Raw genomic sequence first — 18,698 nt, 5'->3', positions numbered from 1 at the left:
GCAGTGGATATTTCCAACTGCTGGTCTTGGTCTATAGTGAACGAATATATGTTAACTCTTCATCTGTAAGAAGGGGGCGATTTGACGCGGCCGCATTTTCTCTTGCCTGTTTTTCTGTTTTTGCACCAGGAATTGCGACGGATACTGCTGGATGAGATAGGACGTAGTGAAGTGCTAGCTGTCCTATAGTCTGATTTTCATTTGAAAGCAACCGTAGTTTCTCTACTTTTTGTAAATCTTCTTGAAACCACGTTTCTTTTGGCCAATCTTTGCGTAAATCTCCGTCAGGAAAAGTTGTTTCGTTTGTGAATTTTCCGGTCAATATCCCCATTTTTAAAGGCCCGCGTATAACAGCACCTATATTGTTCTCTTGTAAGTATGGAAGTATATCATTTTCAGGTTTTCGATTTAATATGTTGTAATCAAGCTGTACAACATCAATTTCATTGTTTTTATTAAAGTACTTTATATATCGTAGGTCATGAGTTGAAACACCAACCGCCCTTACTTTTCCGTCTCTTTTTAAAATTTCAAATGCATGTAAAAATGCTTCCGTTTCTTCTTTTTTATTCCACCAAAGGTGACAGAAATAAACATCTATATAGTCCGTTTGTAGGCGGAGTAAACTAGTATCGAATACTGAAATTACTTTTTCAGCTGTATTATAAACCGGCTCTCCATTTGGATCGTAGTGATGTCCAATGAGTCCACCTTTTGTTGATAAAACGATATTATTACGGTGGTTTTTGATTGCTTGTGCCACTAATTTCTCACTGTGTCCTAACCCATACACATCTGCAGTATCAATAAAGTTAACGCCACATTCGATAGCTTTTCTCATAGCAGTTATAGATTGTAAATCGTTAACAGGTCCCCATTCATCGCCGCCAATTGCCCACGCTCCAAAGCCAATTTCCGAAACGGTAATCCCCGTTTTGCCCAATGTACGGTAGTGCATCGTTTTCCCTCCTTGTAAGCATGTTATAACATCGGTATGCATAGCGGGAGGTAATGTGTGCAAAAATGTCTTCTACAATAGAGGAAAAAGAATAACATAAACTACTATTTTATAGCAGCATAAATAAAATTTTTTATTTTAAATACAGAGATGTCGTCGAACGCTATCTCTAATTGGTTAATTTGTGAGTTTTTTTGGTGAAGGAGCTTATTTTATAAGAATAGAATTTAAGTTAGTAAGAGATCATGCCGATGGTAGTGAAAAAATATGGGTTAGGGGGATTTGAAAATGAGGAAACTCAAAAGAGTAAATGTTCCTAATATACCAGAGCAACTATCACAGCCTAATGACAATCGAGCAATAAATAAGAAGAAATTAAGGCGATTTATATTCATGTTTATTTTTATTGCTGCAACTACTTTGTACGTTCAATATATTTTGACGAAACAACAAGAAATAATAAGTGAAAAAAAAGATACAATAACGAATCAAAAGAACCAACTAGTTTCTTTAAAGAAAGATCAAAGTTTTTTAAAGAATAACATCGAGAATTTAGCTGATAATGAAGACGAAATTTTAAAGTTTGCGAGAAAAGAGTATCAATTTTCTAAGTCAAACGAAACAATATTCGTACTGCCGAAGTAATGTGATGAAACAGTTAGTTAACGCTAACTGTTTTTTTGATGTATGAATGTTATGGTACGGGGAGTAATAGCATATTTTAAAAATAAGGAGTTTCATTGTTAATTGTTTCAAGATATTTTCATAATTATGGAATATATGTCAAAATAAATATTGTTAAAATTCTGTCAATTGTTTATAATACAAGGTAAGCGGATACATTTTTTGATTAACGTTGAGTTAACAGCTCTTACGTCTGTTAAGAAAACCGTTATCCTCGTATAAGAAAGGAAGATAGCTGTGTACGCTTCAAATACAATTTACGTCGTAGGGGATGCGAAAGCACCTCAAAATAATCCCATTACCGAAAAGTTCAAAAGTTATTTTGTAGCATTTGTACTTGTGAAGGATACAGGGGAAATTGTAGATGCAGATTGCTCAGCGACAATTGCATTAACATCTCAATTTGTAAAATATTTGTTTCTACATAAAAATATTAATGATCCAGCATTAGTAACAGAAATAAAAAATCGATATTTCGGTTCGTCACAAAAGGCGCTACTTGTAGCGCTAAAGGATGCACAGAAAAAATATAATCAGATCGCTGCTTTGTCTACCCATTCATAGACAAAATCCAGCCGTAAGAATTTTCTTATGGCTGGATTTTTTTATTTCGCATTAATAGGCAGAATAAAAGCCTCCCGTGTATTAAAGTTTCACTCTATAGAAAACGAAAGGATGAACAAAATGCAAATTACTGATGTGAAGGTAAAACGTCGACACGTAAAACTTCATACACCGTTTAAAACAGCGCTTCGTACTGTAACGGAAATTGAAAGTATAGATGTGGCTATTCATACAGATGAAGGGATTGTTGGAAAAGGAGCTGCTACAGCAACGCCGGTTATTACAGGTGATTTTGCCAACGGGATTGAGGAAGCAATATTAGGGTCAATTCGCTCTGTATTAGTTGATAAAGATGTACTGCAATTTCAAACGTTATTGTTACACATTCAAATGAGCTGTATAGGAAATACAAGTGCGAAAGCGGCGGTAGATATGGCTTTATACGATGTATATTGTCAATTTCACAACATACCGTTATACGCATTACTAGGTGGAAAGAAAGAGATTTATACTGATATTACTGTAAGTGTGGATGAACCTTTAATAATGGCAAAAGAAGCGAAAAAGCATACCGAAAAGGGATTCCAAACATTAAAAATTAAGGTGGGTAAAGAGGTGCATTTAGATTTGGAACGCATAGAAGCAATTCGAAATGTGATTCCAAAGAGTACAACGTTACGTTTAGATGCAAATCAAGGATGGAAACCGAAAGAATCGGTTTCTATTATTAGAGAAATGGAGAATAGAAATTTAAATATAGAATTTGTAGAACAACCAGTTCATGCGAAAGACTGGGATGGATTAAAATATGTGAAAGATAATGTACAAACGCCTATTATGGCAGATGAAAGTATGTTTTCAGCGGTTGACGCATTAAAAATTGTCCAAGGAGGATATGCAGACCTGATTAATATTAAATTAATGAAATGCGGTGGTATTCGAGAAGCCTGGAAAATTGCGGATATTGCGGAAGCAGCAGGTGTGAAATGTATGGTTGGAAGTATGATGGAATCTTCACTTTCAGTTAGCGCTGTTGCACATTTAGCTGCGGCTCATCCGAATATTCATTACTTTGATCTCGATGCACCGTTATGGTTAGTAGAAGAGCCAGAAGGAATGACTTACACTGGTCCAAAGGTAAACCTGCATTCTGTAGTGAATATACAATCTTAGAAGTAGTACCTTGTAAACTATCTTTTGAGGGGGATATATATGAAAAAAGTAGGGACTGCATTTTTAACAACCTTATTTATTTTTTCATCGTTTACATCGGCAAATGCTGAAGAGAAGAAGGATAATAAAGCATTTATAGATGTATCTGCTGCAACGTTATGGACTGCACCTGATTCATTACGGCCAATTGATGCACCGAGTGCAACAAATCCAGTTGATTTATGGAAATGGACGAAATCAATGACGCTCGATGAGAAACTATGGTTAACAAATGCAAATAAATTAGAAACGCAAGCACTACTCGGTCAAGAAGTAACGGTTGTTGATAAGAAAGGTGACTGGGTAAAAGTGTTAGTACACGGACAACCGACACCACGAAATGAAAAAGGTTACCCGGGATGGATGCCGGAAAAACAATTAACGTATAATCAGGAGTTTGCAGATAAAACAAAAGAACCGTTCGTATTAGTAACGAAACCGACAGCAATTTTATATATAAATCCTTCTGAAAAACAAAAAGCACTTGAAGTTAGCTATAATACGCGACTGCCGCTACTAAGTGAAGATACAATTTCATACCGCGTATTGTTGCCAAATGGACAGAAAGCATGGCTACGAAAAAATGATGGAACGGTTTACCGTTCTCAAGATGATATTCCGGCTCCGACGGCCGATGATTTAATCAGCACAGGGAAAATGTTTTTAGGTTTACCGTATATATGGGCTGGTACAAGTGGTTTTGGATTTGATTGCTCTGGATTCACACATACGATTTATAAAGCGCACGGTATTACAATACCGCGAGATTCCGGACCGCAATCAAGAGCGGGGGTTGCTGTTGATAAAGAAAACTTACAAAAAGGAGACTTAATCTTCTTTGCACATGATCAAGGGAAAGGTAGTGTCCATCACGTTGGGATGTATATTGGTGATGGTAATATGATTCACTCACCAAGAGCTGAAAGATCAGTTGAAATAATCCCGTTAAATACACCAGGATATATAGATGAATACGCTGGTGCTCGTCGTTACTTACCTTAAAAAAGATAGGGGGCTTTATATGAAAAAGGTAGTTCGCTATTCATTAGTTAGTACTTTACTCGTCTCTTCATTTTTAGTAGGCTGTGCGAAAGAAAAAACAGCTACGAAGCCGAAAGATGAGAAAAAAGTATTACAACTACTAGAAACAGGTGAAATTCCATCACTGAATTCTGGAAAAGTAACAGATGCAGTATCGTTTAATGTTTTAAACAATGTTATGGAAGGATTATTCCGTTTATCGAAAAATGATGAAGTGATTCAGGCTGGGGCACAAAAATATGAAGTGAGTAAAGACGGAAAGACATATACATTCCACTTGCGTGATGCGAAATGGTCTAATGGTGATCCGGTAACAGCTCAAGATTACGTATATGCTTGGAAGCAACTTATAAATCCAGATACAGCCTCTCAATATGCATATATCGCGTACGATGTGAAGAATGCGGAAAAGATAAATAAGAAACAATTGGGCTTAGAAGAATTAGGTGTGAGAGCAAAGGATGATAAAACGTTCGTTGTTGAGTTAGAACATCCAGTACCGTATTTTACGAAACTACTTATTTTACCGTCTTTCTATCCAATTAATGAAAAATTTGCGAAAGAGCAAGGTGATAAATACGGGTTAGAGGCAAATAAAGCGATATATAATGGGCCGTTTACATTATCGGAGTGGAAGCACGAAGCGAGCTTTACAATGAAGAAAAACGATAAATATTGGGATAAAAAAGAAGTGAAATTAGATGAAGTAAACTACCAAATTGTTAAAGAAATCTCAACTGCGGTAAATTTATATGAAACAGATAAGGTAGATAGGGCTGTAATTTCTACAGAATTTGTAGATAAATATAAAACGAATAAGGAACTGAAACAATATACAGATCCAGTAATGTATTTCTTCCGTTTCAATGAAAATGTACCGATTCTTAAAAATAAAAATGCGCGTCTGGCACTAAGTACAGTGTTTGATAAGAAGGGCCTTGCGGCATCATTTTTAAATGATGGTTCTGTTGCTGCGAACTACTATGTACCAAAAGGGTTTTTAAAAGGTCCAGATAAGAAAGACTTTAGAAGTACAGCGGGCGAGTTTAATAAGACAGACGTAAAACTGGCGAAAGAATATTGGGAAAAGGCAAAGCAAGAAACAGGAACGAATGAAGTAACGCTTGAGTTATTAAACTATGACTTAGAAAACTTTAAAAAAGTAGGAGAGTATATTAAAGAACAGCTTGAGAAAAACTTACCAGGCTTAAAAGTAAATGTGAAACTACAACCACATACTCAAAAACTAGCGTTAGAGAAGAAAAAAGAATATGAAATGTCGTTATCACGTTGGTTACCTGATTATCCAGATCCAATGACATACTTAGAAGTTTTCCTTTCGGGAAGTACCGTTAATAATACAGGGTATGCAAATCCAGAATACGATGCGTTAATTAAGAAGATTAAAACAGAATTAGGTAATGATGAAAAAGCTCGTTGGAAAGCAATGCAAGATGCTGAAAAAGTACTTCTTGATGATGCAGTAATTGCACCGGTATTCCAGCGCGGACTATCTTACTTACAAAAACCGTATGTAAAAGATTTATATGTTCACCAATTTGGTCCAGCAACTAGCTTGAAATCGGCGGACATACAAAAGTAAAGAAAGAGAAAAAACAGACTTCACGTATGTGATAGTCTGTTTTTTCGTAGTTAAAGCCGATGATAGTTCATGGTATAATTTACTAGTCTATAAACAGTATTAGGAGGGGCACTATGTCTGTATTTGTAAAGGGGAAAGTAATACATACGAAAAGATTGGTGATGAGAAAACCGAATATAGAAGATGTTGATCAATTGTATAACATATTGAAAAAAGAAGCTGTTGGTCAATGGCTTGCTAAATCAAGAGGTATGTCAATAGATGAAACTAAAGATTATATTAGTCAACTTATATTGCATTGGGAACAGTATGATTTTGGTGTATGGCTGTTATTCAAAAATGAAACAGACCAGTTATTAGGACATTGTGGTTTAAGAAAGGTAAATGAAACAGGGGAAACAGAAATTATGTATCTCCTTGATCCAGAGTATTGGAGGAATGGATATGCGTCAGAAGCAGCAGAGGCTTCCATTCAATATGCAACAGGGACGATGAATTTAAAAAGAATAATTGCTAGGGTTAAAGTAGCTAATGAGAATTCGAAAAAACTTTTACGCAAGCAAGGCTTTACATATACTCAAGATGTTGATCATAGTGGGCGTTTATTATCATATTTTGAACTCAATACATCATCTGATGAATTATAGACATTTTATGTGTTTTTTCACTACTTAAAAATAAAATTATTACTAAAATTCCAGTGTGAAATTTATGTAGAATCTTGTATAATTAACATGTTTCTTTGGAAACACTTTCTTGCTCTATAAGTATTTAACTTAATAGTGCAAAGAAATGGAATACATACATGTAAATAATAGATAAATAGAATGGAGCATGTATAGAGAAAAAGGAGAGAAATGATGACGTGTCAAAAACAAGGGTTACAATTTAATAGCAATAGAAAGAGGAATAAACGATGAAGATGAAGCATGCTTTTGGTCCAATTATTATAGCATGTCTACTTTTTTTCATTGTCGTGCTTATTCCGTCTAAAAGTTTAGTCTCACTAATTAGCGATAAGAAAGTTGAAGATGCGGCAACTTCTTTGCAAAAAGAGAAATTACAAAGTGTTTTCTTGCAACAGAAAATGTTAGAGAATTCGCAGTATTTACCGATGTATGGTTCATCAGAGTTTTTACGAATGGATGCATATCATCCATCTAACTATTTTAAAGTAAATCCAGCAGGCTTTACACCATTTTTAATCGGGACTGGCGGTACGCAAAGTTTGGCTCATATATTAAATATGACGTCTACAATGGATGATTTGGAAGGGAAAAAAGTAGTGTTTGTTCTTTCGCCACAGTGGTTTACTAAGAGTGGTGTACAGGAAGGGGATTTTACAAATAATTTCTCTAAGCAACAAGCATATCATTTTATTTTTAATGATGAAATAAATCCTGAAATGAAGAAAAAAATTGCGAAACGTTTACTAGATTATAAAGTAGTTCGTAAGGATGCGATATTAAGTAGTTCACTAGAAAGTATTGTGTATAATGATACAAAACATAACATAAAAGCTGGACTAGCTAAACCGCTAGCATATATGTACCGGAATATTTTAGATCATCGAGATTTATTTAATTCTCTATTTAAGATCGAACCGATGAAAGAGAAGACAAATACGGGACTACGCTCACTTACTTGGGAAGATGCACGAAAACACGCGGAACAAGAAGGTAAGGCGGAATCCACAACAAATACATTTGGAATTGAAAATCCATATTACCATAAACATAATTTAAAGAAAAAATTAAAAGGATTAAAAAACTTTAGAGCAAACGAAACATATGATGATTCACCAGAATACGGTGACCTACAAATTGTTTTAGATCTTTTCAAAGAAAAAAATGTAAAACCACTCTTTATTTCTGTACCTGTAAACGGACCGTGGTATGATTACACTGGCTTTCCGAAAGAACGCCGTGATGTGTATTATAATAAGGTTCGCGATCAAGTCGAGAAAGCGGGATACCCAGTAGTCGATTTCTCTAGCCATGAATATGATAAGTATTTCTTAAAAGATACGATTCATTTGGGCTGGAAAGGCTGGATTTATTTCGATGAAGCAGTGCAGAAGTTTTACTCTGAGACATAACAACTTAGAAACAGGAATGGCAATAAAGCCGTTCCTGTTTTTTAGTATAAAGGATTTTGGTGTGGGCAATTTGGAAAGGCGTGTATATCTTGAATTTGTCTAAAGTCATAATGTTTTATTGCAAATTGAGCTTGGTAAAGGTATTCATAAACAAATAATTGATTATTTTGTACGCCGCATAAAACGCCGGATGTCCCTTGCCCATTAATGAGAGAAACACCAACAGGGCGTCCAATTAAGTATGGTACTTTTTGCTGCCAGTGCATAGGGGAATCACTCCTTTTGAGTTACTATACGAATTATATGACTGAATTGTTGCTTATCCACGTAAATCTTAAACTGGAGGGGTTTTTATGTAATGTCTAGAAGTTATATATGAATCGATTATTAGTGTGAAAGAGGAAGGAATGAATTATGGAGAAAGAAAGTATTCTAGAAGAAAAGTTAAGACTAATAGAATGGTGCCAAACATTGAAGTGTGTAACTAATGATGTATGGTTTGAACCTTTTAGAAAAGGTTCATGGGGAATTGCGGATGTGATTTCGCATTTTATCGTTTGGGATGGGTTTTTAATGAAATATAGAATTTTGTACTTTATAAGCTCGCAATATGTACCTGATGTTCCAACAGATGTGGAAGAAATGAACAAGAGTGCAATGAGATATGCGAGGTCTGGTATTTCAAAAGAAGAACTAATAGATCAGTTTATATCCACCCGTAAACAATTAGTTGATCAAATTAATCAAATTCCTGCCCAGAATTTTAATGGTGACTACCAATTTGGCACAAAAAGAGTGAGATTAAACGATTATTTTTCATCACTCATTCAACATGATTTAAAACATAAAGAAGAAATTATACAATTCCTAAAACTTAGCGAAGCCAATAATAAAAACCGCTATAATTCTAAATGAATTTATAGCGGTTTGATTAAAAATTTAAGCCAGCTTTTTACGTTTCTTTGCCCATTTTTTTATTGCGAAATACAAAATAATAAGAACAACGCCGCCAATAGCGAAAGATTGCACATATGGTCCGGCAACGTCATTTATATTACCCCAGTTTTCTCCAAGTTTTTCACCTAAATAAATGAAAATGATAGACCAAGGAATAATCGCAAGTCCTGTTAAAGTAATGAAACGTGAAATTGGCATTTTTGTAATCCCGGCAGGAATTGAAATCGCATGACGAACGACTGGAATGAAACGTGCAGTGAAAATTACGCCAGTTCCGTAACGATTAAACCAATCTTCAGCAGCGTCAATTTGTTTTTTATGAATGAAAATATACTTTCCGTAACGTTCTAATACAGGGCGACCACCGTATCGTCCAATCCAATAAATAAAGACTTGGGCAATGACTCCACCAATGGTACCGAATATAACTGCGCCTACAAGTGAGATACTTCCATTTGATACTAAGTATCCCGCATAGGCAAGGACAATTTCACTTGGAATAATCTCAATCATAAGTCCGAGCATTATGCCCCAATAACCTAATCCTTCAAAAAATGTTAATACTGAATGAATAAAACTACTTAACATTGTTGCACCTTCTAGTTCATAAGATTTTTCGAGTAAAAGCTCTTTTTATTTAATAACATAAAAAGTTCACTATATGCAAATTATACCTTATTTAATGAATGTATTGCCATTTTAATAGTTTTTATGTTTTGTATTAGTTTTCCTAGTTTTTATAGTAAACGATATAAATTGAGTTTTCATGAAGAGAGAATGAAAGGAGTATTAAAAATTTCTCATATTTAAAGAGAATGAAAGAGATAGTAGACTGAAAATTTTGTGTAATGATGTAAGTGTTGAATTTACAAAGGGGGAGAAGTATGCGTTTTACAGATCCTATTTACGGACCAATTACTATTCACAATAGAGACATCATACGATTGATCGATACTAAAGCGTTTCGAAGATTGGCCTATATAAAACAGCAAGGGCATACATATTTTTTACATAAGAACGCAATACATACAAGGAAAGAACATTCGATAGGTGTATATGTACTGGTAAATAAAGTAATAGAACATCTTATAGAGATTGGTGATATTCATTTATCAAAATATGAACGGAAATTAGTCTCTACTGTAGCACTTCTACACGATATTGGACATGGTCCATATTCGCATTGCTTTCAGAAAATCTCAGGTGAGGATCATGGCGATTTGACCGTTCGAATTATTCAAGAGGATGATGAAATACGTGCGATTTTAAATAAGACTACTGGATTATTAGAAGATGTAACGAAAGGTTTAACAGAAGATGGAGTTTTTCCGATTATAGATGAGCTATTATTTAACTCACTAGGAATGGATCAATTAGATTTTTGGAATAGAGATTTATATTATTCATCGCTTGAGTTAGAAGGTATTGAGATTAAAGCACTAATCTCGACTATGCGTTTTATAGATGGAGAGCTTGTAATTGAAGAGAATGGTATACCTTATATTGAACAATTGATTCAAATGAAAAAAGATCTTTATAATCATGGATTTGGTCATCCATTTGTAGTAGGTAAAGACTTATTATTGCAATTTATTTTCAAAAAGATAGAAGAGAAACACATTTCGTTCCATACTCCGGAGCTGCAAAATTTCTTTCGTAAAGCAAAGAGAATAGAAGTGAAGGACTTTCTTCCGTTGCAGGATGAAATAATTTCTAATGAAATAAAGTGCTTTGCAAAATCAAATCACGTAGAAATAGCATCGTTAATTCAGCTTTATTTTTCAACATCCAAAAGCTTACCATTTGAAAAAGGGCTTGAAGGTGATTTTAACGAGAAAAATAATAAATTAGCGATAATAACTGAGAAAAGGGCTTACAGTTCATATGTAAGTGGTATTTTTGTTTATAGGAATGGTCAGTTAGAAGATATTATGGAACGATCATCTTACATTCAAGACATAGTGAATTTGCCGAAAAAAGAATATGCGTATTCAATTTGATTAGCCGAGTAATTCGAAAAGTGGATGGGGTGAAAATATGGATTGGCATGAACGTTTATTAGAAATGGATGATTTACCAATTATTTTAGAGTGGTATAATGACGAAGAATTACATAACATAGCGGACGTGAGACCATTCAAACGATATACAATAGAAGAACTTCGAAAGTATTGGACAGAAAAACTGTCTCGATCTTATGCAAGTTATCATGTGATCGTAGTAGAGGATGAAGTAATAGGGAGAGTTGGATTAAAAAAGAAGAGAAATGACGATATATATGTGATGGAGTACTCAATCTTGATTGGCGTCTCAAATTTATACTCAAAAGGGCTCGGAACAGAGATTACAAATTATTTTATCACTAAATCATTTTTAGACCCTGATATAAAAGCGGTTGTATTGCAAGTTAGGGAAGATAATAAGAGGGCAATGCGATGCTATGAGAAAGCTGGGTTCAAAAAAACTGAATCGTATGTAGAGAATCAGCTGAAAATGTATGAGATGCAAAGAGTTAAGGAGTGCAAAATAGTATAGAAATTAAAAAATAGGAGCACTTCTACTCCTATTTTTTACGGCTTCACATCTAAATTTTGTAAAAATAACGTTGCTGTCACATAACGTTTCGCTAACATTTGTACATATGCGGTATGTACAGAGAGTGTAGCGATAATAATAGCGTTACGAATTGCTTCGCGTTGTTCGTTATTAATTTGATCGAACTTGCTTGCGATTTTATCAGCTTTTTCTTTTACAATGTTTTCAATTGTATGAATGGTATCTGTAGCATTTAGTTGTATGCAATTCCCTTGATTTAGTTCTTCAAATAAAGAGGAATAAGCTACATATAAATGAACAGGGTTAATTAAATCATCACTTCGATCGGCCGGGTCATTTACGATGAGTCGTAATAGTTTACGAATAGATTCAAAATCAAGCGCTGTTTTTAAATCTTCAACAATAAATAATAAGGCTGCCTGTTCGATTGAGTATTTCTTCCCTTTTTGAGGGGAGCCAATCATTTCTTTTATATCTCGTTTCACCCAGTTTTGCATAGCAGTTACAGAGAAACTTGTGTTTTCAATCTGATTACCAAGCGCAACTATTTCATTTAAAGAAAAACCGACATCCGTATCATCGATTTTAATTAATTTTTCAAAAATAGGTGAAAGTGCGGTTGTAATAAAAGCTGTAACGCTTTGTCCGCTTTCAATATCTTTTTTATGTGACTTTGCCCAAGCTTCTTGTAAAATGCTAAGAGGCTTTTTCGTATTCCATCCTCTAAGTGATAGAAGGAGCGTTGCCATTTCGTTTCGTGTGAGATGAAATGTTTCCATCTTTTCACCTCCAAAATTATAAAAAGTTCTTATGAACTTATAATATGTTTTGTTTCATTTAAAGTCAATTCCGTTTTGCTTAATTTTTCCTTTGTTATGAAATTGTCGTAAGTAAATAATACTTGCATATTTCGACAAAAGTTCATATAATAAGTTCATAAGAACCTTTAAAATGGTTTTAAAACAAATCTATCATTCTAAATTTACAAGAAAGGTAGATTTCACATATATCTATATAAAAGGAGAATGGATATAATATGTTGAAAAAACTTGTAGCAGTAATGACAGCATTCATGGTTATCTTTGGGGCTAGTAGCTTTATGTTCGTAAATCATGCGGAAGCGAAAAGTTACAAATCTGGTAAAAAATCATATACACCAAGTTCTGGTCAAAAGTCAAAAGTTGATTTAAACAAAAAAGATTCTAATGTGAATTCACAAAAAACGACAACAGATTCAAAAACAAAAGCAACAAACACAGCACCAAAAAGTAATAAAGGAAGCTTTATGAAAGGCTTATTACTAGGTGGTCTTGGTGGTTTACTAATGGGTAGCTTATTTGCAAATATGGGAGCTCTTGGTTCTGTATTAGCGTTTATGGTAAATATGTTAGTAATGGCTGGTATCGTAATGTTAGCAGTTCGTGCATTTAAATACTTCAAAGATCAACGTAAGAAGAAGGCAGATGAAGTAGCATGGAAACAATAAAAATTTCTGAACAAGAGCTTATAAATGCACTTTGTGTATATATCGCTGAAAAAAGACAAGTTGGTCCAGAAGAAGTTCCAGTTGAACTAATGTATGATGATGACTACGGTTTCTCTGCAGAAGTAGAGGTAAATGGTCGCCAGCAAATTTTAATTCAAGCAAACTTAATCGAAGCGCTACGCTTACTACTTGATCGAGAATACAACGTCAATTCATTTGCTGCAAGATTGCAACTTGAATTAGATGATGAAGAAGGCATTTACGCATTAGCGAAATTTAATAATAATGAACAATAAAACTGTTAGAGCTGTATGCTCTAACAGTTTTTTATTTGGATTAATATTGCTGGTATGTTTCTTCTTTTAGAATAAAATCCAGTATTTCATGTGCCTTCAATTTAGTATTTGCATCATTTTAACTATCTACACCAAAGTTGGCTATCCAAATAAATAATAATTTTGACATAAAACGACTTTTATTTATTCATTCGACTAATTACGACAAATGGATCGCAACTATATTTGATATGATAGTTCAGAAATCTTATATTTTATTATTCAAAGCGAGGTAGAAGAATGATGGTGTGAATTTAGCTGAATTTGCTCATAAGGCTTCTGGTAAAAAAGAAGTGTGTATATCGAGAAGATTAGAAAAGTTTGAAAAAGGAGAACGGAACATGGAAACACAAACTTACAAGTATCCTAGACAAAAGATTAATGGGATTTGGCTAATAATTGCTGGAGCAGCAATGTTCTTACTTTTAATAAAACATAACGGATATCCAAATGTGTGGCCTTTTATTATTGTTTATATATCAGGAATGATATGGCAATTGAGCCCTAAAACTAGGAGGAGATTAGCGGTTGGTTCTGGAACACCGGAACAAAAAAAGTGGGCTGATTTTTCAATAATTATATTGGCTATTTTAGTTTTTCTCGCTTTTCATTTTGGTGGTGATGATTATAGAAGTTGTTGGCTACTAATTCTTTTAGCAGTAGGTATTCATTTTATACCGTTTATTCCAGTACATGGGAAGATGATGTTTTTGCTGTCCATTATTTTAATAATCAATGCATCCATAGGATTAATCATTACTAACGTAAATCTAGATGTCTTTTTTGTAGTGGATGGTTTAATAAAAATTTTATTTGGTGAAATTTTTATTAGGTTAAGTCCTATTGATTTTTAAAATATAGTTGATAAAAATTTTAGAAAAGAAGGCATAGTAATGAAATTCTTTATGTTAGCTATTAGTGTAGGATTAATATTTTTTGTTCATTATATAACGAAACAGATGTTTAAATACGAAATAAATCACTCAAGTTCAAAAAAACGCTTTTTAATAAACCTTTTGCAATTTGTTAGATTTGCACCATTAATTGTATTACTTGTAATATACATACTGGTTTTAACAACTTTGCATACGAAAACAGGTATTCGACTATCTCATGCATGGTATGCTGCGCAATTTTGGGCTTATTATACGTTTTTGTATTGTATTTATATGATAACTAGGAAAAAACTGCTTCTGTTTTCCATGGTTATAGCCTTAATAATGGCCATTTATTACACTCCGTTGTTCCACTTTGAAAAACAATTTATAGGATTGTATGTAATTGTCGCTGATGTTTGCGGAATTATAATGTTTATAAATTTATGGATGTCGATATCGAAAGTTTTAGTCGGAATGAAAAATAGGTAATTTGGGTTTCTGTAATTGACGTAACAGAAATACTAGATGTAGTACAAAAATTATAAAAAAGGCGGTGGAAATGAATCCACCGCTTTTTTATATGCTAATTTTTCCCGCTTTCATTTGTTGATTTTCTTCAAATGATTGAAAATCACGCCAAATTTCATTCATCTTCCGTCTACCAACATCAACCATTGGATTAAACTGAATCGCAGCTTTCTGACGTACAGTGTGAACATTCTGAATCGCTTGTTGTAAATGTTTTTCAACCGGATTAGATGTTTTATTAGCTTGTTTTACGATTGAATAGCCAGCGACAGTCCCTTGTGCCATCGCGATTTTCCCGCTTTCAATTCCGGTAATATTTCCAGCTACAAATAAACCTGGAAGAGGGGTTTCCATTTCTTCTGAATGAAGTGGAACATGTCCGCCTAATTCCGGAATGTAATGGAATGGGCATCCCGCTACAGCGGCAAGCTCAGCAAGAGGATACAAACCTCCGGCAATACAAACGAAGTCAGCCTCATATATCTTTTCTGAGCCATTAATAACATTTCCGTTAGAATCGGTATTAGCTACACGCACACCCTCAACTTGATCTGTACCGATAATTTCAAGTGCAGCTTTCCGGAGATGAAGTGGTGTCCCGTTTATTTTCATTCCGTTATTTGGATAGAAGGTTAATCCAGCTTTTCGAATCCAATCATATTTCATAAAACGACTACCTATACGCAGCAAAGCAGAAGGAGCGAGGTGAGCCGCATTTAAAAGAGAGTTCAAAACCTCTTCTGGTTCACCAGCCTTTTGGCTTAAATCACTTTTTTGGGGAAGTACAATATGATCCACATTAATTCCAGCTAACTGTAGTTCATTTAAAATAGCGAATGACAAAATATTAGCGCCAATAATGATTCCTTTTTTTCCAACTTGCACGCGATGAACATTCGTCATAACTTGAGCTGCTCCAATTGACATAACCCCTGGAAGTGTCCAGCCAGGAAGGGGAATAGAATACTCAGCGGCACCAGTAGCAATGAGTACGAACGATGCTTCTAATGTACCGATATTTGTATGTATGAGCCAAGAGTTCTCATCTTTATCTAAATTAAAGACAGAAACACCGCACTGAATATCGACTGAAAGTGATTTTGCTTCTTCGTGAAGGCGTTTGGATTCTTCTATGCCGTTCCACCATTCTCCAGTAGGCTCTTGATGCAATTGTCCTAACAATCTCCCGCCAGGCTTCATAAATTCATCAATAACAAGTACGTTAAGTCCAAAATGGGCACAAGAGATAGACGCTGATAATCCTGCTGGTCCTGCGCCAATAATAATTACATCTATCATTGCTTTTTCACCATCTCTCTCACGATATTTGGATGCTGTTTTCCACTTTCAACAACCATATTGTCTTCTGCAACAGTTAAGCACGCTCTTACGTTCGTTTGATTATTTACTGTCACGCGGCATTCTGAACAATGTCCGATATTACAATAAATACCTCGTGGTGTCCCGCTATCTTCATGGACCCTTAAAGTTCGTATTCCGTTTGCTAGCAGGGCAGCAGCTATAGTTTCGTGTTCATAAGCTTCGTATTGTTGACCGTTAAATTGAAAAGTGATGCGTTCACTATTATTTAAACTACCTAAAATAGGGTGATTTGTAATTCTACTCATTTACTTTCACCTACCGCTCCAAAAGTAACCGCACGCACGGGTGGTTGATATTTTAAAGGTATTTCATTAGGAGTTATGTCAGGGTTTGCATTTTCAATCATTCGATCTATCATCATTCTACATGTGCGGCCACCGCAAAATCCCATGCCAGCACGTGTTCTTAGTTTTAATTCTCTTGCCGAGCATTTATATTCAGCAATTGTCGATTGAAGTTGTCCGTATGTAACTTCTTCACAACGACAAACAATTAAGTTCTCTTTATTCGTCATATGTATTCCTCCTCTAGTTCGGTTTGCACAAATTATTATGCAAAAACTATGCCAATATAGAGGAGGAGAGGGGTTATCCCGCTATTTGCTGGGCAGTAAGACCCCACCTCAAAATTCAGTGAAAGCAAAGAAGTTAGGTGGGGGTCGGGCTGCCCGTAAAAACCCGATTGGTGAGGGCTAATAATCAAGTGGGGATGAACAAAACCCCCACTGATTGAAGTTTCACTTTATTGTAATCCCAGTCTTTTTAAACGGTTATATAAAGTGGCCCTTGTTACGCCAAGTTGTTTCGCACATTCTAATTTATTACCATCTAAAATGCGTAAAGCTCGCTCAATGACCTTTTTCTCGTGCTCATCCATTTCTTCTTGTAAAGAAAGAATCGTATTATTGTTGCTCAGTAATAGGGATTGAGCTGCATGATTGTCTAAAGTTTCATTTGTATGAAATGGTAAATATTCTTGTTTAATAATACCATCTGTCGCAAATACGACGAGTCTTTCAACTACGTTGCGGAGCTCGCGAATATTACCAGGCCAATTGTAATGAAGTAGTTCATGCATAATATTTGAAGGTAAGTCTCGAATTGGTCTGTTATAGTTTATTGAAAAATCGTTTAAGAATGAGTATGTTAATTCGATAATATCCTCTCGTCTTTCGCGTAGTGGCGGAATATGCAAGCTAACTACATTTAAGCGATAGTATAAATCTTCTCGGAAAGTTCCTTTTCTCATTTCTTCTTGTAAATCACGATTTGTAGCAGCGATAATACGGAAATCAATATTTATTTCTTTTTCTCCACCAACTCGGTAATACTTTCGTTCTTGCAGTACACGCAAAAGTTTCACTTGCATATCGAGAGGCATTTCGCCTATTTCATCAAGGAATAAAGTACCGCCTTGTGCGAGCTCAATTTTCCCTTTCTTCCCTTTACTATTTGCACCAGAAAACGCCCCGCGCTCGTAACCGAATAATTCACTTTCAAATAACGCTTCTGGGATTGCACCGCAGTTGATCGAAATGAAAGGGGCATTTGCTGTCTCACTTGCTTCATGAATTGCTTTCGCAAATACTTCTTTTCCAACACCGCTTTCGCCAAGTATTAAAACCGTTGATTTTACCGAACAAACCTTTCTTGCTAATTGAATGGTTCTTTGTATAACAGGACTTTTTCCATTCATCGCAAGGAAAGGATCGGATGTATCTTTATATTTTGCTACTTCTTGTTCCAATCGGTGCATTTCATGCGACATATTAAATAATTTTTCATTCAAAGCGACTTGATTTGTAACATCAGTTTCGGAAACGACTGCTCCTATAATTTCCTCGTTGTAATAAACTGGATTTGAGTTAATTAATACGAACAAATCTGGTCGAGGTTGATGGAACTGAGCGATTATACTTTTTCCGTCATGTAATGATTGTAAAATTTCTAAATCTTTATAATCAAAAAAGCGAGTGATTGGTTGTCCGATAATTTCATTATGGTTGACTGAAAAAATCTTTTCGGCGCCATCCGTCCAAGTACGGACGCATTCTTTATCATCGATGACTGTAACAGAAGAATCAGTTGTTTGAATAACAGTATTATAAAAAGCTTGTAGTTCATTGTAATACTTATAAAGAAAAGGAATCGTTCGCTGAGCAGTTATACAGCATATAGGTTCTTGAGTTTCGTTTATAATAACGACCGCTGAATAGCTAGAAAAGGCTTCGATTAAAGCATTGAAAGAGTCATTTTCATATATAACTGCACAACTCCATTTTTCAGTAGATGAATGGATGTAATAAAATTTGCCACCTACTTGTTTCATGTACTTAAACATACTTGTACGATCGATTGATAAAATTTTTATAAACTCTTTTATTGTTGGAAATGAAAATGTCATAATGCCCTCCTG

Annotated in this window: 22 protein-coding genes; 14 read left to right on the top strand and 8 right to left on the bottom strand. The window is 34.8% G+C overall.

Going from position 1 to position 18,698, the window contains the following annotated elements:
* Window positions 1-31: 31 nt before the first annotated feature.
* Window positions 32-958, bottom strand: a complete 927-nt coding sequence (locus tag BAU27_RS28545) for an aldo/keto reductase (protein WP_071772785.1) — start codon at window positions 956-958, stop codon at window positions 32-34.
* Between the two features lie 288 nt (window positions 959-1,246).
* Here BAU27_RS28545 and BAU27_RS28540 point away from each other — a divergent pair, with 288 nt between their 5' ends.
* The 7 genes from BAU27_RS28540 (at window position 1,247) to dltD (ending at window position 8,160) form a co-directional block, all read left to right on the top strand.
* A complete protein-coding gene (locus BAU27_RS28540; RefSeq protein WP_071772784.1) occupies window positions 1,247-1,603 on the top strand; it encodes an FtsB family cell division protein in 357 nt (118 codons plus the stop codon).
* 276 nt (window positions 1,604-1,879) lie between these two features.
* Complete coding sequence (locus BAU27_RS28535) at window positions 1,880-2,206, top strand: DUF3870 domain-containing protein (protein WP_071772783.1); 327 nt, start codon at window positions 1,880-1,882, stop codon at window positions 2,204-2,206.
* A gap of 120 nt (window positions 2,207-2,326) precedes the next feature.
* Window positions 2,327-3,379: a dipeptide epimerase gene (locus BAU27_RS28530; RefSeq protein WP_071772782.1), complete on the top strand. Its 1,053-nt coding sequence runs from the start codon at window positions 2,327-2,329 to the stop codon at window positions 3,377-3,379.
* Between the two features lie 39 nt (window positions 3,380-3,418).
* Window positions 3,419-4,420, top strand: coding sequence for a C40 family peptidase (locus BAU27_RS28525; RefSeq protein ID WP_071772781.1), 1,002 nt, complete (start codon window positions 3,419-3,421; stop codon window positions 4,418-4,420).
* A gap of 19 nt (window positions 4,421-4,439) precedes the next feature.
* Window positions 4,440-6,062 (top strand): peptide ABC transporter substrate-binding protein, encoded by a 1,623-nt coding sequence (locus tag BAU27_RS28520; RefSeq protein WP_071772780.1) that lies wholly within the window; start codon window positions 4,440-4,442, stop codon window positions 6,060-6,062.
* 113 nt (window positions 6,063-6,175) lie between these two features.
* Window positions 6,176-6,709, top strand: coding sequence for a GNAT family N-acetyltransferase (locus tag BAU27_RS28515; RefSeq protein ID WP_071772779.1), 534 nt, complete (start codon window positions 6,176-6,178; stop codon window positions 6,707-6,709).
* 269 nt (window positions 6,710-6,978) lie between these two features.
* Window positions 6,979-8,160 carry a D-alanyl-lipoteichoic acid biosynthesis protein DltD gene (dltD, locus tag BAU27_RS28510; RefSeq protein WP_071772778.1) on the top strand — a complete coding sequence of 394 codons (1,182 nt, stop codon included), beginning with the start codon at window positions 6,979-6,981 and terminating at the stop codon, window positions 8,158-8,160.
* A gap of 41 nt (window positions 8,161-8,201) precedes the next feature.
* Here the strand turns inward: dltD and BAU27_RS28505 are convergent, their stop codons facing one another.
* Entirely contained in the window at window positions 8,202-8,426 is a 225-nt protein-coding gene (locus BAU27_RS28505; protein ID WP_071772777.1) for a hypothetical protein, read from the bottom strand.
* A 148-nt stretch (window positions 8,427-8,574) separates the two neighbouring features.
* On the opposite strand from BAU27_RS28505, the gene BAU27_RS28500 reads away from it, so the two are divergent.
* Window positions 8,575-9,075: a DinB family protein gene (locus BAU27_RS28500; RefSeq protein ID WP_071772776.1), complete on the top strand. Its 501-nt coding sequence runs from the start codon at window positions 8,575-8,577 to the stop codon at window positions 9,073-9,075.
* A 24-nt stretch (window positions 9,076-9,099) separates the two neighbouring features.
* On the opposite strand, the gene uptA is transcribed toward BAU27_RS28500, so the two are convergent.
* Window positions 9,100-9,705, bottom strand: a complete 606-nt coding sequence (gene uptA / locus BAU27_RS28495) for an undecaprenyl phosphate transporter UptA (RefSeq protein ID WP_071772775.1) — start codon at window positions 9,703-9,705, stop codon at window positions 9,100-9,102.
* Window positions 9,706-10,001: 296 nt separating this feature from the next.
* Between uptA and BAU27_RS28490 the strand changes: the two genes are divergently transcribed.
* Both BAU27_RS28490 and BAU27_RS28485 read left to right on the top strand, forming a co-directional pair.
* Window positions 10,002-11,117 (top strand): HD domain-containing protein, encoded by a 1,116-nt coding sequence (locus BAU27_RS28490; protein WP_071772774.1) that lies wholly within the window; start codon window positions 10,002-10,004, stop codon window positions 11,115-11,117.
* A 37-nt stretch (window positions 11,118-11,154) separates the two neighbouring features.
* Window positions 11,155-11,652, top strand: a complete 498-nt coding sequence (locus tag BAU27_RS28485) for a GNAT family N-acetyltransferase (protein ID WP_071772773.1) — start codon at window positions 11,155-11,157, stop codon at window positions 11,650-11,652.
* A gap of 35 nt (window positions 11,653-11,687) precedes the next feature.
* Here BAU27_RS28485 and BAU27_RS28480 read toward each other — a convergent pair whose 3' ends face one another.
* Window positions 11,688-12,452, bottom strand: a complete 765-nt coding sequence (locus BAU27_RS28480) for a DUF1836 domain-containing protein (protein WP_071772772.1) — start codon at window positions 12,450-12,452, stop codon at window positions 11,688-11,690.
* A gap of 257 nt (window positions 12,453-12,709) precedes the next feature.
* Here BAU27_RS28480 and BAU27_RS28475 point away from each other — a divergent pair, with 257 nt between their 5' ends.
* The 4 genes from BAU27_RS28475 to BAU27_RS33105 all read left to right on the top strand — a co-directional run bounded on the left by BAU27_RS28475 (window position 12,710) and on the right by BAU27_RS33105 (window position 14,861).
* Window positions 12,710-13,159: a hypothetical protein gene (locus BAU27_RS28475; RefSeq protein WP_071772771.1), complete on the top strand. Its 450-nt coding sequence runs from the start codon at window positions 12,710-12,712 to the stop codon at window positions 13,157-13,159.
* Window positions 13,147-13,455 (top strand): YxcD family protein, encoded by a 309-nt coding sequence (locus BAU27_RS28470; RefSeq protein WP_071772770.1) that lies wholly within the window; start codon window positions 13,147-13,149, stop codon window positions 13,453-13,455. The genes BAU27_RS28475 and BAU27_RS28470 overlap by 13 nt, the downstream gene beginning before the upstream one ends.
* Before the next feature lie 380 nt (window positions 13,456-13,835).
* The gene (locus tag BAU27_RS28465; protein ID WP_071772837.1) at window positions 13,836-14,348 is read left to right on the top strand and encodes a DUF6609 family protein; all 513 of its coding nucleotides are present in this window, start codon (window positions 13,836-13,838) and stop codon (window positions 14,346-14,348) included.
* A 39-nt stretch (window positions 14,349-14,387) separates the two neighbouring features.
* Complete coding sequence (locus BAU27_RS33105) at window positions 14,388-14,861, top strand: hypothetical protein (protein ID WP_071772769.1); 474 nt, start codon at window positions 14,388-14,390, stop codon at window positions 14,859-14,861.
* 87 nt (window positions 14,862-14,948) lie between these two features.
* Here the strand turns inward: BAU27_RS33105 and BAU27_RS28455 are convergent, their stop codons facing one another.
* From BAU27_RS28455 to BAU27_RS28440, 4 genes are all read right to left on the bottom strand, one after another.
* Window positions 14,949-16,199: an NAD(P)/FAD-dependent oxidoreductase gene (locus tag BAU27_RS28455; RefSeq protein WP_071772768.1), complete on the bottom strand. Its 1,251-nt coding sequence runs from the start codon at window positions 16,197-16,199 to the stop codon at window positions 14,949-14,951.
* Window positions 16,196-16,528, bottom strand: a complete 333-nt coding sequence (locus BAU27_RS28450) for a (2Fe-2S)-binding protein (protein ID WP_071772767.1) — start codon at window positions 16,526-16,528, stop codon at window positions 16,196-16,198. The genes BAU27_RS28455 and BAU27_RS28450 overlap by 4 nt, the downstream gene beginning before the upstream one ends.
* Entirely contained in the window at window positions 16,525-16,797 is a 273-nt protein-coding gene (locus tag BAU27_RS28445; RefSeq protein ID WP_071746196.1) for a (2Fe-2S)-binding protein, read from the bottom strand. The genes BAU27_RS28450 and BAU27_RS28445 overlap by 4 nt, the downstream gene beginning before the upstream one ends.
* A gap of 227 nt (window positions 16,798-17,024) precedes the next feature.
* Window positions 17,025-18,686, bottom strand: a complete 1,662-nt coding sequence (locus BAU27_RS28440) for a sigma-54 interaction domain-containing protein (protein WP_071772766.1) — start codon at window positions 18,684-18,686, stop codon at window positions 17,025-17,027.
* Window positions 18,687-18,698: the final 12 nt, after the last annotated feature.

This window comes from Bacillus sp. NH11B (assembly GCF_001884205.1).
Taxonomy (GTDB): Bacteria; Bacillota; Bacilli; order Bacillales; family Bacillaceae_G; genus Bacillus_A; species Bacillus_A proteolyticus.
The sequence above is the reverse complement of the archived record's forward strand: the minus strand, read 5'-3'. Positions and strand labels throughout refer to the sequence as shown.